Annotated in this window: 12 protein-coding genes; 9 read left to right on the top strand and 3 right to left on the bottom strand. The window is 38.2% G+C overall.

From position 1 onward, the window contains the following. The first annotated feature begins 2 nt into the window (after positions 1-2). The 4 genes from E4O01_RS06285 to hisS are packed head-to-tail and all read left to right on the top strand — an operon-like array spanning position 3 to position 4,429. Positions 3-992, top strand: a complete 990-nt coding sequence (locus E4O01_RS06285; protein ID WP_253694924.1) for an NAD-dependent epimerase/dehydratase family protein — start codon at positions 3-5, stop codon at positions 990-992. 49 nt (positions 993-1,041) lie between these two features. Beyond that, positions 1,042-1,917, top strand: a complete 876-nt coding sequence (gene rfbA / locus E4O01_RS06280; protein WP_253694923.1) for a glucose-1-phosphate thymidylyltransferase RfbA — start codon at positions 1,042-1,044, stop codon at positions 1,915-1,917. 18 nt (positions 1,918-1,935) lie between these two features. After that, the gene (rfbB, locus tag E4O01_RS06275) at positions 1,936-3,024 is read left to right on the top strand and encodes a dTDP-glucose 4,6-dehydratase (RefSeq protein WP_253694922.1); all 1,089 of its coding nucleotides are present in this window, start codon (positions 1,936-1,938) and stop codon (positions 3,022-3,024) included. 58 nt (positions 3,025-3,082) lie between these two features. Continuing rightward, on the top strand, positions 3,083-4,429 hold the full coding sequence (hisS, locus tag E4O01_RS06270) for a histidine--tRNA ligase (RefSeq protein WP_253694921.1): 1,347 nt from the start codon (positions 3,083-3,085) through the stop codon (positions 4,427-4,429). A gap of 90 nt (positions 4,430-4,519) precedes the next feature. Here the strand turns inward: hisS and rlmB are convergent, their stop codons facing one another. The 3 genes from rlmB to E4O01_RS06255 are packed head-to-tail and all read right to left on the bottom strand — an operon-like array spanning position 4,520 to position 7,504. Then, positions 4,520-5,296 (bottom strand): 23S rRNA (guanosine(2251)-2'-O)-methyltransferase RlmB, encoded by a 777-nt coding sequence (rlmB, locus tag E4O01_RS06265; RefSeq protein ID WP_253694920.1) that lies wholly within the window; start codon positions 5,294-5,296, stop codon positions 4,520-4,522. Between the two features lie 3 nt (positions 5,297-5,299). Next, a complete protein-coding gene (locus tag E4O01_RS06260; protein WP_253694919.1) occupies positions 5,300-6,712 on the bottom strand; it encodes an MBL fold metallo-hydrolase RNA specificity domain-containing protein in 1,413 nt (470 codons plus the stop codon). 60 nt (positions 6,713-6,772) lie between these two features. Next, complete coding sequence (locus E4O01_RS06255; protein WP_253694918.1) at positions 6,773-7,504, bottom strand: hypothetical protein; 732 nt, start codon at positions 7,502-7,504, stop codon at positions 6,773-6,775. A gap of 147 nt (positions 7,505-7,651) precedes the next feature. On the opposite strand from E4O01_RS06255, the gene E4O01_RS06250 reads away from it, so the two are divergent. Genes E4O01_RS06250 through E4O01_RS06230 form a run of 5 tightly spaced genes read left to right on the top strand, consistent with a single transcriptional unit; the run spans position 7,652 to position 13,404 of the window. Beyond that, positions 7,652-8,260 carry a hypothetical protein gene (locus E4O01_RS06250; protein WP_253695187.1) on the top strand — a complete coding sequence of 203 codons (609 nt, stop codon included), beginning with the start codon at positions 7,652-7,654 and terminating at the stop codon, positions 8,258-8,260. Between the two features lie 9 nt (positions 8,261-8,269). Then, complete coding sequence (gene miaA, locus E4O01_RS06245) at positions 8,270-9,166, top strand: tRNA (adenosine(37)-N6)-dimethylallyltransferase MiaA (protein WP_253694917.1); 897 nt, start codon at positions 8,270-8,272, stop codon at positions 9,164-9,166. 31 nt (positions 9,167-9,197) lie between these two features. Then, complete coding sequence (gene murI / locus E4O01_RS06240; RefSeq protein ID WP_253694916.1) at positions 9,198-10,016, top strand: glutamate racemase; 819 nt, start codon at positions 9,198-9,200, stop codon at positions 10,014-10,016. Position 10,017: 1 nt separating this feature from the next. Then, on the top strand, positions 10,018-10,965 hold the full coding sequence (gene rsgA, locus E4O01_RS06235) for a ribosome small subunit-dependent GTPase A (RefSeq protein ID WP_253694915.1): 948 nt from the start codon (positions 10,018-10,020) through the stop codon (positions 10,963-10,965). A gap of 9 nt (positions 10,966-10,974) precedes the next feature. Next, a complete protein-coding gene (locus E4O01_RS06230; protein WP_253694914.1) occupies positions 10,975-13,404 on the top strand; it encodes an endonuclease MutS2 in 2,430 nt (809 codons plus the stop codon). The last annotated feature ends 34 nt before the right edge of the window (positions 13,405-13,438 follow it).

The raw sequence follows: 13,438 nt of genomic DNA, 5'->3' as shown, positions 1-13,438 counted from the left end.
AAATGCACATAGCAATAATAGGCGGTTCCGGTTTTATAGGAACAAGATTGACAAAGAGACTTTTATTCTCCGGTCATAAAATTAAAATTCTCGATAAGCAGGATAGTAAGTATTACCCTGAATTTAGAGTCTTTGCTGATGTAAGAGATGTTGATTTTTTAAAAAAAGAATTATCTTCCGATTTTGATTGTGTTATTAATTTGGCGGCAGAACATAGGGATGATGTTGAGCCTAAGAGCCTCTATGATGAAGTAAATGTTGCCGGTGCCGAAAATGTATGCAAGGTTTGCTCTGAGTTGGGGATCAAAAAAATTATTTTTACAAGCTCCGTTGCCGTTTATGGTTTCGCTCCCCTTAATACAAATGAAATGGGTGAGATAAATTATTTTAATGATTACGGCAGAACCAAGTGGCTTGCCGAAGGAAAATACCGTGAATGGCTTGAAACCGGTAAAGGAAACTCGCTTACCATAATCAGACCGACTGTTGTTTTCGGAGAGCAGAATAGAGGAAATGTTTACAATCTATTAAGGCAAATCAGTTCAGGTTTTTTTCCCTTTGTTGGTAAAGGAAAAAATAAAAAATCAATGGCCTATGTTGAAAATGTGGCAGCTTTTATCGAGTTTTGTTTAGCTAATGGAAGCGGTGAACACTTATTTAATTATATCGATAAACCTGACTTTGATATGAACTCTCTTACTAATGAAGTTTATAAAATTCTAGGAAGTCCTAATCATAAAATTTTCCACTGGCCTTATTGGTTGGGCTATTTCGGCGGGCTTTGCTTTGACTTACTTGCAAAAATAACAGGAAAAAAGTTATCGATAAGCTCAATCAGGGTAAAAAAATTCTGTGCCGATACTCTTTTTGATTCTGTAAATATTTTAAAAACCGGGTTTAAGCCTCCGGTTTCCTTGCCTGATGGTCTAAGTAACACAGTAAGGTATGAATTTATTGATAAGGTTCAAGATCATGTTTTTCATACCGAGTAGAAACGTGTTATATGTTCCTATATCATCAATTTTTTGATAGGGGGTATTTATGAAAGCTATAATTTTAGCAGGCGGTGCAGGAACCCGTTTGTATCCGCTTACCAAGGCTGTTTCAAAACAAATTTTACCAATGTATGATAAACCAATGATTTATTATCCCTTGTCGGTTATGATGCTTGCCGGTATACGCGAGGTCTTAATTATCTCTACACCTAGAGACATAGGGCTTTTTAAGGAGCTTTTCGGTAACGGCAATTGGCTGGGTATGAAGTTTGAGTATGCCGTCCAAGATAGACCTCGAGGTCTTGCTGATGCCTTTATAGTCGGTGAAAAATTCATCGGTTCCGATTCTTGTGCCCTAGTTTTGGGCGATAATATCTTTTATGGGCGAGGTTTTAGCAGTACCTTGACGGATGCTGTTTTATCCATAAAAGACAACGGCGGAGCCTTAATTTTCGGTTATTATGTTAAGGATCCAAGAGCTTACGGTGTAGTTGATTTTGATGATGAAGGAAATGTTTTGACTATCGAAGAGAAACCTCAAAATCCAAAATCAAATTATGCAATTCCGGGCTTGTATTTTTATGATAATGAAGTAATCAAGATTGCAAAATCGGTAAAACCTTCGGCCAGAGGCGAGATTGAAATTACATCCGTAAATAATGCTTATCTGGATATGGGTAAATTGAGAGTGGAAAAACTAGGCCGAGGTATGGCATGGCTCGATACGGGAACTTATGACGGTCTTTTAGAAGCCTCAAATTTTATTGCAACAATTCAGAAGAGGCAGGGAATGTATGTCTCATGTATAGAAGAAATAGCATATTTACAAAAATGGATTTCAAAGACTCAGCTTTTAAATTTATCTTCGTCTTATAATAATGAGTATGGAGATTATCTAAAATACATTGCAGAAAATTGTTAGGTTAAGGAGTTAATCTAAATGCGAAATCTACAAAATATTTTGGTAACAGGCGGAGCCGGTTTTATCGGCTCCAATTTTATCAGAACCTTATTAAAAAAGGAAACCGATTTTAAGGGCCGAGTCATCAACCTTGATGCTATTACCTATGCAGGCAATGCCGCAAGTCTTGCCGATGTTGAATCCGAATTCGGAGGCTCCCGTTACTTTTTTATTCACGGAAACATCTGCGATAAAGAAATCATAAATAAGATTTTTACCGAATATAATATAGATACTGTTGTTAATTTTGCAGCCGAAAGTCATGTAGACCGTTCTATTTTGGGGCCTGAGGTTTTTTTAAAGACAAATGTTTTAGGTACATTTAACCTTTTGGAAACAGCCAAGCAATTTTGGAAAAATTCTGACGGGACAATGCGTGATGATGTTCTTTTTCATCATATAAGTACTGATGAGGTTTACGGTTCATTGGGACATCAAGGTCTTTTTGAAGAAACAACAGCCTATGATCCTCGCTCTCCTTATTCTGCAAGTAAGGCATCCAGTGATCACTTGGTAAAGGCTTACTTCCATACTTACGGACTTCCTGTTACAATTTCAAATTGCTCCAATAATTACGGACCTTTTCAGTTCCCGGAAAAGTTGATTCCGTTGATGATTTTAAATATGCTTGAAGGTAAAAATCTTCCCGTTTACGGTGACGGCAAACAGATTAGAGATTGGATTCATGTCGAAGATCATAATGAGGCTGTCAGGCTCATCTTAAAAAAAGGAAAGACCGGTGAAACCTATAATATCGGCGGAGAAAATGAATGGGAAAATATAAAACTTTTAAATAAACTCATTCAAATTGTTTGCAAAAAAGCAGGACTTAGCGAAGAAACTGCAAGGAAAACCATTAGCCATGTAACAGATAGGCTCGGCCATGACCGCCGATATGCCATTGACTGTACAAAAATAAAAAAAGAACTTAACTGGAAACGCAATTTTGATTTTGAAACAGGGCTTGAAAATACTGTTGACTGGTATTTAAATAATAAAGATTGGATAGAAAATGTCCGCTCCGGTGAGTACCGTAATTGGATAGAAAAAAATTATAAGGAGAGATAAATATTGGCGGTGTAGTATAACCCTTGCCCAATCTAAAAAAATATTGTAAAATAGATTTATGAGTGATTTAATACAACCGAAAGTTTTAAAGGGCTTTAGAGATTTTCTTCCTGCAGATGAAATAGAAAGAGCTCTTCTTATGGAAAAGCTGGTAAAGATTTTTAGAGATTACGGTTTTGTACCCATCGACACTCCCGCTTTGGAATATTCTGAGATTCTTTTGAGAAAGAGCGGAGGAGAAACCGAAAAGCAGGTTTTTCGTTTTAATGATAACGGCGGACGGGATGTTGCTATGCGCTTTGACTTAACTGTTCCCTTGGCCCGTTTTATTGCCGAACATAGAAACGAAATATATTTTCCGTTTAAGCGTTATCATTTAGGAAAGGTTTGGCGCGGAGAAAAACCTCAGGCAGGCCGTTATCGGGAATTTTTGCAATGCGATTTTGATATTTTAGGTTCTGATACTGCTGCAGTTGATTTTGAAATTTTACGGCTTATCAAAAAATCTTTAAACGAGTTAGGTGTTTCTAATTTTAAAATCCATGTTTCCCATAGGGGTGTATTTAACCGCTTTTTACAATCTTTGAATCTTTCCGGCGACAGCGAAGAAATTTTAAGGATTGTGGATAAACTTGCTAAAGTAGGGGAGAGTGAAGTTTTAAAACTTCTTAGCGAATTAAGCTCTGAAGAAAAAGCAAAAAAAATATTGGATTATATTTCCGGTGCTAACAAGGAACTAAAAAGTGAAGATTTTGAAAAAACTCTTTTGCATCTTGAAGCTCTAGCCGGAGGTGCAAGTGAAGATACAAAGCGGATTAAGGATATCTATTCCTTGGTGAAAGCTGTCGGAATAGAAGATTCTATAGTTTTTGATCCTTCAATTACAAGAGGCTTGGATTACTATACAGGTGTTGTATTTGAAACATTTTTAACCGATTTACCGTCAATAGGCTCAATTTGTTCAGGAGGAAGATACGATAACCTGACAGGCCTTTACATGAAAGAAAGTATTACCGGCGTAGGAGCCTCCATCGGGCTTGACAGATTATTGGCCGCTCTTGAACAGTTGGAACACCCAAAAACAAAGGCAAGCTTTACCGACCTTCTTATTTTTTCTTTACCCGAAGATAGTCAAATTCTTTCTTACAAGATATCGAACTTTTTGGAAACACAAAAAATCAATTCCGAAGTTTATCCCGAACCTAAAAAGATGAACCATCAGTACGCCTATGCCGAAAAAAAGGATATCAGATGGGGCCTTTTCTTAACTAAAGATTCTTGTGTAGAAGAATTTGATAGGGATATGAAAAATTATAAAGTCAGATTAAAGGATATGACGAATAGGACTGAGGATGAAATGCCTCTTGGTGACGCCGTAAAAAAGGTTATAGCTTCTAAGAATTAAAAAGCTCTAAAGTTTTAATACTTAAGCCCTGACAGAAAATTAAGATTTCTTGTCAGGGCTTTTTTATTTTTGTTGTAAAAGGCTTATGTTTTATTTTTCTTTTTTTCTGCTTATCTCATATAATAGAATACCGGCTGCGACGGAGACATTTAGGCTGTCAAGTTTTCCATGAGTAGGAATGGATACTATCTCATCGCATGTTGCTTCTACGAGACGGCTCATACCTTTTCCTTCGCTGCCCATAATGAGGGCCGTCTTTTTGGGGAAGTCGATATCGGGGAGAGATTTGCCTCCTGCATCGGCACCGTAAATCCAAAACCCTTCCTTTTTCAATCTTTCCGCAGTTCTAACCAAATTAGTTGCCTCGACATAGGGAACCCATGCAGAAGCTCCTGCACTTACCTTGCCGATAATTTCAAAACCTCCGGCGCTTTTATTTTCGGGAACTATGATTCCGTCAATACCGAACTGGTCTGCGCTCCGTATGATGGAACCTGTGTTGTGAGGGTCTGTAACGGAATCCAGCATTACAACAAAGGCTGAGTCCTTTTCTGCAAGTTTTGCAAAAAGCTCATCGATGCTCATTCCTTTTTTTTGATTTTCAGCCTCTGCTATAAGAACAATTCCCCTATGATTCCTTAACTGTTCCGGCAAGGCCTTGGTAAGAGAATCAAGAAACCCTGCCTCTTTTTTTTCAATCTTTATATTTAATTTATGTGCAGTCTCTAAAATTTTCTTTACTCGCGGGCCCTCTTTCGAGTAAAAAATTTCGAGGCTTGACTCAGTGTTCTTTTCTTTTTCGATTTTAAGTTTTTCGGCTCTTAAAATCTCATCTATTGTGTGAAAGCCTGTTATTATTCTTTTCATATGTTAGTCCAAATTATAAGTTTCGCCGTATTTTACCGTTTTTACATCCTTGTAACCGTTTTCGTTTAGATATTGGGTAAAATAGCTTTGAGCTTTGGGCTCCCCGTGAACCAAGAAGATTGTCTTAAGTTTGGGATTTTCCAATGAGTCGAGCCACTGTTCGGCTTCAAAATAATCTGCATGAGCACTGAAAGCATTTATCTGCAAAATTTCGGCTCTCACCTGATGCCATTCTCCGAAAATTTTTACTTCTTGTTCTCTGTTTTGAAGACGGCGGCCGAGGGTATCTTCTGCCATAAAACCTACCAACATTATTTTTGTTGAAGGCTTTTCGATATTGTTTGCAAGATGGTGGGTTATTCGGCCGAATTCGCACATGCCGTCTGCACTTATTATAACCATGGGCCCGTCAATATTGTTTAAGTCCTTGGACTCGGATACACTCGTTATAAATTTGAGGGAGTTAAAGCCGAAAGGATTTTTATGGTGCGTCAAAAAAGCTTCATGTGTTTCTGCATCATAACATTCTGGATGAACCTGAAAAATACTCGTTGCGTTTACTGCCATAGGCGAATCTACATAGATAGGAATGTCCGGAATTATTTTTTTATCTACCAATAGGTGAAAATAATAGACAATTTCCTGGGTTCTTTCGACGGCAAAGGCCGGAATTATCATCTTTCCCTTGTTTTCTACAAGCTCCTTTGTTTTTTCGGCAAGGAGTTTTAAAGCATTGTCTGTTTCTTCATGGCGCCTATTACCGTATGTGCTTTCAATTACTATATAGTCTACAGGCGGAATAATGTCAGGATCTCGGATGATAGCCTTATTTTTTCGGCCCAGGTCTCCGGTAAAGGCTATTTTTACTTCTTTTCCTTCAGAATCCTTTGCGGTAATTACAGCCATTGCCGAACCTAAAATATGACCCGCATCATAGAATTCCAGCTGAACATTCGGACCTATCCATGTAGGCCGGTGATAAGATATTGTTACAAACTGATTGACGGTTTGAATTACGTCTTTTTCATCAAAAAGAGGAACCCACTTAAAACTTTCTCCTTTTTTTGCAGCTTGTTTAGATAAATATTCCCTGTCTCTGGCTTGAATCCTCGCAGAATCCATCATAACAAGATTAGCTATATCTCTGGTGGCCGGAGTTGCATATATATTTCCGTTAAATCCATGTTTTCCAAGTAATGGTAACAAACCGCAATGGTCGTAATGTGCATGGGTTAAAATGACGGCTTCCAATTCAGAAGCAGGAACATTAAAATCCCTGTTTTTTTTGTCTGCTTCAGCTCTTTTTCCCTGAAACGCTCCGCAGTCTATCAAATATTTATGCCCGTCAACTTCAAGAATGTGTTTAGATCCGGTAACTTCTTCTGCAGCACCGAGTGAGTAAAATTTAATTGCCATAAATTAAGCATACATCATAATGGACTAAAAATCAATACTCATTTTTATTATTTTTTGTTTCTATTGCCATAGATGGTAGCTGTGAATGTTTTTTATAAAGCTTATATTTCCTGCGACAAAAAGTGTAAGACCTATACTCAATAAATAATAGGATGAGGCGTAAATAAGAATATAATAGCCGATTAAAGATCCGATTAAAGAAATGGTTGCAAATAGGTATTCTTTGATATTTTTTGTTATATATACAAAAAAGTAGTTTAAACAGGCCAGTATTGCTATGATTAAAAATAGGTATATATAAGAGTGTCCGGCTTTTGTGTCGGATAAGAAGTGCCGATTTATATAAAAGTTGTTGATAGGCATGGTCAAGCATACCAAAAAAGATATAAAAAAGATAAAAAAGAAAACGGAGGCTATTTTTCGGCTGATTACCTTATTGGCAAAAATTCCGGCCATAAAAAGAGACATAATTCCGGCTAATCTGAAAAAATATACCAATCTTGAAAGGTTTGCAACAGCTTCCATGACTATGTTTGAAAAATTATAGAGAGGGAAAATAAGTCTTAAACTTTCAAAACTTATACATATTGTAAACATGGCAAAAAAGGATACTTCGATTGCATGAGTCTTTTTAAAGGTAAAATATACAAAAATTAAGAAGGTAAGCGATAAAATTGGAAAGGCTAAAATACTCATCAATACGGCATAATTATCGATATTCCCTGAAAAAACTATGCCTGTAAACGAAATCAGCGATAATAAGAGAATCAGACTTACAATCGATATGGCCACGAGGCGCGCCCTATTTCTTCCTGCAATTGTCATATCTAAGCAGTATACATTTAAAAAATATATTTGTAAAGAGCAATTATTCAAAAATACTTGATATATTGACATTTTTGTGATAAAATACCACTCATGGATTTTGTTTTGATTTTAGTGTTACCCTTAGTTTTCTTGCTTTATGCCTTGTTTTCAAGAGAAAGAGGAGGTAATTTTGCAGCCTTCTTATTCGGCATATTGGGCGGATTAGTCTCGTTGATTATAGTTTCATTTTTTCCTTTTTCGGGATTACAGATTTCGTCTTATTTGAGCTCTCACTTATGGCGTTTTTTCCTTCAATACTTTTTCTTACACGCCTTTTTCGGATTGGGATTTTTCTTCTTAATTTCATTTTCTCTTTCTGAAGATGTGTTAAGTAATAGTTTATCGGCTCTTTTCGGTATTTTCAGCTCGGTTTTTGCCTACTTATTTTACAGAAATATCAATGTCCCCGATTCTAACGAGATTATTTTTTTCCTTCTGATAATAATAGGTGCAATACTTATTTTTGATTTTTTATACTATGTTTTAGCAGCCAACTTAACCATCGCCAGCGATTTTGCGGTGTATCTGATTGCTTTTATTTCTTTTATAGTTTTTACCTTTTTAGGCTCTTACGCTCTCGCAAATTGGTATTTAGCCAAATCCGTTAACATGCATATTTTTGTCTGCGGCGGTATATGTTTTCTGGGGGTAGTGCTAAACGTTATCAGGAACAGACTATAGTTTTTATTTATGAGCCTTGACTTTAAGTCCTTATCCGATAAGTATAATTCAATGGTCATTCTGGGCGCTACAGCAACGGGAAAGACCTCCTATGCCGTGGGTCTTGCAAGGGAACTTGACGGCGAAATTATTTCTGTCGATTCAAGGCAGGTTTATAAGGGCCTTGATCTCGGTACAGGAAAGGACTTGGACGAGTATGGAGAGGTACCCTATCACTTAATCGATATTTGTACCTTGGAAAGGGAGTACAATGTCTTCGATTTTCAAAATGATGCTTACAGAGCCTTTGAGGATATAAAAAGGAGAAAAAAACTTCCGATTTTTGCCGGAGGAACGGGGCTTTATCTCGATGCCCTTATAAGGGAGTATGAGCTAATTCCTGTTCCGAAAAATGAAGAACTGAGGGTGTCCTTGGCCGGTAAGAATTTGGAGAGCTTACAAAAAGTTTTTTTTGAATACAAAGTTCCGATGCATAATAAAACCGACCTTGAAAACATGGATCGTCTTATTCGGGCTATTGAAATTGCCGAATATAAAAAGACTCATCCCGATGCAGTCGAGATACTAAACGCAAGCCGCCCCGATATCCGCCCCCTTATAATAGGCCTTAAATATTCTCGGGAAATTTTAAGGGAAAGAATAAGGCTTAGACTGATTCAACGCATAAATGACGGAATGATCGAAGAAACTGAAAGCCTTCACAAAGCCGGTTTTTCCTGGGAAAGGCTTGAAAGTTTGGGACTTGAATATAAATTTACCGCCCAATATCTTCAAGGCAAAATAGAAAAGAAAGAAGAATACCTTGATTCTCTTTACCGTGCTATTTGTCAATTTGCAAAGAGGCAGGAAACTTGGTTTAGGCGTATGGAAAAGAACGGAGTAAAAATAAACTGGATTTTAAGGTAAGTTTTTTAAGATAATTTTTGGGGGAGAAAATTTGACAAAAGAAAAAAATATTCAATATGTTTTTATCGACTCAGGCATAGGAGGCCTGCCTTATCTAAGGCACTTAAAAGAAATTGAGCCTCAAAGTTCTTGTGCCTACGTTGCAGACACAAAACATTTTCCTTATGGGGAAAAAACACTTGAAGAGGTAATAGAGTATACGCAAAATCTTGTAAAAAAAATAATCGAAGAGCTGAGACCTTCGGTTATAATAATAGCCTGTAATACGATGACCGTTTCGGCTCTTTCGCATCTGCGGGAAAAATTCGATATTCCTTTTGTGGGCACGGTTCCTGCCATAAAGCCCGCAGTCTTGGCAAGTAAAAATAAAAAGATAGCCGTCCTTGCAACCGAAAGAACTGTAAACGATATCTATGTTCAAAACCTCATTGACGAGTTCGGAGCTGATTGTAAATTTTTTATGCGTGCCGATTCGGTTTTGGTCAGCAAAATAGAAAACTCCCTGCTTTCGGGAAGTGAAGAAGATAAAAAGGCTGCAATCCGGCCTGCGGTTGAGTTTTTTAAATCGGCAGGAACCGATACGGCAGTCCTAGGCTGTACTCATTTTTTACACTTGAGGGATGAGTTTAAGGCCGTCTGTGAACCGGATATAAGGATTGTGGACTCATTGGACGGGGTTGTAAACCGGGCACTAAAAATATCTCCTCCTCAAAAATTAAAGAAAGAGAACTCAAAATTAAAAAATATTCAAAAAGATATTTTTTATATCACCTCGGAAAAAACTGAAGAAAATACAAAAAAATATTCCGCTTATGCGGATCTTTTTGGTATGGTTTTAGGGTATTTTTAAAATGAAGGGATTGGTTTTAAAAGGATCTAATAATATTTTTTTTGTTGAATGTGAAGACGGAAAATTAAGAAACTGTTCCATTAAGGGAAAGATCTTAAAAGATTCTGCTCTTTACTATAATCCTCTTGCTGCAGGCGACCTTGTAAACATTGAGCCCGATACTCACTCGGAAGATGAGGGTTTGGTAACAGGCTTGATCGAAAGAAAAAATTCTTTTTTGCGTTTAAACCAAAAACTGAATATGCCTCAGCTTTTAGCCGCAAATATCGACCTCCTTGTTTGTGTTGCCTCTGCCGCAAATCCTCCCTTCCGTCCGCGCTTTGTAGACAGGATCTTAGTGCAGGCCGAGATTCAAAAGATTCCGGTTTTAATTGTGTTAAACAAGTGCGATCTAAAAATAGCTGATGATGTAAGAGATAGGATGGAAGATTGGAAAAGGCTGGGCTATAAGACGATTGAAGTTTCGGCAAAGGAGGGCAGGGGAATGGACAACTTAATAGAGACCCTCTCGGCTAAAACTTCTGCCCTTGTCGGACAATCCGGAGTGGGGAAGAGTACCCTCTTAAATTTTATAGCCCCCGATTTAAATTTAAAAACCTCTGCAATCTCCGATAAGTATGACAGAGGTACTCACACTACAACTCAGGGAGAATACTTTAAAATAAGAGCCCTTACCTCAAAGGGCAAAGAACATTCGATAAACATAATCGATACACCCGGTGTGAGGAACTTTGCAATTTACGGCATCGAGCCTGAGGATACGGGCCTATATTTCCCCGAAATGGAAAAACTAATAGGCTCATGTAAATTCGGCCTTTCCTGCACCCATACCCATGAACCAGGCTGCGCCCTTTTAGAAGCCTTAAAAAAGGGAGATATTCATAAGGATAGGTACACGAGTTTTGAGCTTATAAATAAAGAATTACAAGAAACGGTAAAAAAATATTAGGAAGGATTTATGACTGAGCATACGCTGGAAGTTTTACAGTTTTCGAGGATAAGAGAAATTATTGCATCATATTGTGTAACGGATGAAGGAAAAGAATTTTGTTTAAAAAAGAATCCTGACACGGATACAAAAAGAATAGAAGAAGAAAAAAAATTAGGGATAGATTTTTTAAATCTTTTAAGGGCATATAAGGCTCCTTCGATTAAATACCGCCCTCCTGTTCTTCCCTTTCTTGAGGGTATCGATATTGAAGGGGCTGCCCTTGATATCGAAGGCGTTTATTCGGTCGGGCTTTTGGCCTTGTCCGTTTCTTCTTTACACGAATGGTTGAGCCCTTTTTTGGAAAATGAAGAGCCGAATGAAAACTCGATTGTTTCCTTTGTAAAAAAAATACCCGATATGCTCCATTTAAAAAAGCTGGTATTTTCTTTTATAGATGAAAACGGAGAATTGCAGGATCTTCCTTCATTGCGGGCAATAAAAAGCAAGATACGTTCCATAGAGGACGACATAGATAAAACTATGCGGAACTATTTTACAAACGATGCAACCCGCCAGATGCTTCAATCCAATCTCCCTACAGTAAAGGACGGAAGACAGGTTATAGCCGTAAGATCCAACTTTAAAGGAAGAATCCCCGGAATAATTCATGAGTATTCTCAATCGGGGCAAACCTTTTATCTTGAGCCTGAAGAAATAGTTGTAAAAAATAATGACTTGATTGCAGCCCATGCCGAATACGAGCGGGAACTCTTGAGGCTTTTACAAGAATTGACTTCTCAAATTGCAGAGCATACCGAAGAAATAAAAGAAGCCTGTGAGGCAATTACAAAATTGGACTGTATTGCAGCCGCTTCCCGCTGGGCACATTCCAATAATTGTGTCTTTGCAGGCAGCATCGCTAAAAATTCTCACTCTGAAAATGACGGCGGCATCTCCTTTTATCTTCATCAAGCCCGCCATCCCCTGCTTGGAAAATCGGCAGTTCCTATAGATTTAAAACTATCTAAGGATGACAGGGTACTTATTATAACAGGGCCTAATACCGGAGGAAAAACCGTAAGCTTAAAAACGGCAGCCCTCTTCGCTCTTATAAACCAAACAGGTTGGCCCCTCCCTGCAGGGCCCTTGACCCGTCTCCCTTACTTTGATTTTATAGCCTGCGACATAGGAGATGAGCAGTCAATGGACCAATCCCTTTCTACCTTTTCGGCTCACATGAAAAATGTTTCAGAGATTATAAGGCGGGCAGGGGATAAAAGTCTTATCATTCTTGATGAGCTTGGAAGCGGTACTGATCCGCAAGAAGGCTGTGCAATTGCCATGGCCGTTCTTGACGATCTTTTAGAAAAGAAAGCCTTTGTCTTTGTTACCACCCATCATGGGGCCTTAAAAAATTACGGCTACAGCAAGGATTCTTGTGTAAACGCCTCAGTCGAATTTAATCAAAACACCTTGAGTCCAACCTATCGGATTCTCATGGGAGTTCCTGGTGAAAGTCATGCAGTCGACATAGCCAAACGGAACGGCCTTCCCGAACATATAATCGAAAAAGCTCATACCTATTTGGGTAACAACAGGGCCGATGTTTCCGATCTTATAAAGGGGCTCATTCAAAAGCATGAAGACCTAAACGAATTCGAACTTCAAAAAAAAGAAGAAGAATTAAAACTAAAAGAGGATAGGCGCCGCTCCGATTTAAAGGAGCTTCAATTAAAGCAAAAAGAATTGGAACTAAAACGGGACGGAATAAAAAGGCTTGATCTTTTTTTTGAAGAAAAAAGAAAATTTCTTGAAAACCTTGTCCGTGAACTTAGAGAGGGTGAACTAAGCCGCGAAAAAACTTTAAGCGTTAAAAAATGGATTGACGATTTTGAAAAAGACTTGGGCAAAGAACATGAGGCTCTAAAACTTGAGCAATCGCAAATAGACGAAAGGCTTCATACTTCAAAAGAAAAAAACAAGGCTCCTCAAAATTCCAAACTGCAAGAAGGTACCCGCATTATAATTAAAAGCCTCCGCCGTAACGGTGAACTTATCCGTGAAGAAAAAAAAGGTAAGTGGCTGGTTGCCGTAGATAACTTAAAACTTACTATTTCGGAGGACGATATGGAGATTTGTGAAAATCAAGAAAAGCTTAAACTTTCTAAACCCATTGTAAGCCTTATAAGCGACACAAGTGCCCCGGCCTCACGCCCTTCTTTTGAGCTCCGCCTCTTAGGGATGAGGGCTGAAGAAGCTCAAAAGGCCTTGCAGGATCAGATGGATCTAGTCTTGGTGCACGGCATTACGGAATTTGCTATTATTCACGGAAAAGGCCACGGAATTCTTCAAGAATTATCTCACGATTTTTTAAAAAGAAGTCCCTATGTCAAAGACTTCCGCTTTGCAAAGCCCGAGGAAGGCGGCTCCGGAAAGACGATAGTGAGTCTGGGATAGCTATGGATTTGCCGTGCAGAATTAAAAGCCTTCG

Source organism: Treponema sp. OMZ 790 (assembly GCF_024181285.1).
GTDB lineage: Bacteria > Spirochaetota > Spirochaetia > Treponematales > Treponemataceae > Treponema_B.
Note: the sequence above shows the minus strand (reverse complement) of the source record. Positions and strands in the feature narration are given on the sequence as shown.

Bases quoted from the DNA above. Each gene is read 5' to 3' on its own strand.
- E4O01_RS06285 (WP_253694924.1), top strand. From the start codon at position 3: ATGCACATAGCAATAATAGGCGGTTCCGGTTTTATAGGAACAAGATTG.
- rfbA (WP_253694923.1), top strand. From the start codon at position 1,042: ATGAAAGCTATAATTTTAGCAGGCGGTGCAGGAACCCGTTTGTATCCG.
- rfbB (WP_253694922.1), top strand. From the start codon at position 1,936: ATGCGAAATCTACAAAATATTTTGGTAACAGGCGGAGCCGGTTTTATC.
- hisS (WP_253694921.1), top strand. From the start codon at position 3,083: ATGAGTGATTTAATACAACCGAAAGTTTTAAAGGGCTTTAGAGATTTT.
- rlmB (WP_253694920.1), bottom strand. From the start codon at position 5,296: ATGAAAAGAATAATAACAGGCTTTCACACAATAGATGAGATTTTAAGA.
- E4O01_RS06260 (WP_253694919.1), bottom strand. From the start codon at position 6,712: ATGGCAATTAAATTTTACTCACTCGGTGCTGCAGAAGAAGTTACCGGA.
- miaA (WP_253694917.1), top strand. From the start codon at position 8,270: ATGAGCCTTGACTTTAAGTCCTTATCCGATAAGTATAATTCAATGGTC.
- rsgA (WP_253694915.1), top strand. From the start codon at position 10,018: ATGAAGGGATTGGTTTTAAAAGGATCTAATAATATTTTTTTTGTTGAA.
- E4O01_RS06230 (WP_253694914.1), top strand. From the start codon at position 10,975: ATGACTGAGCATACGCTGGAAGTTTTACAGTTTTCGAGGATAAGAGAA.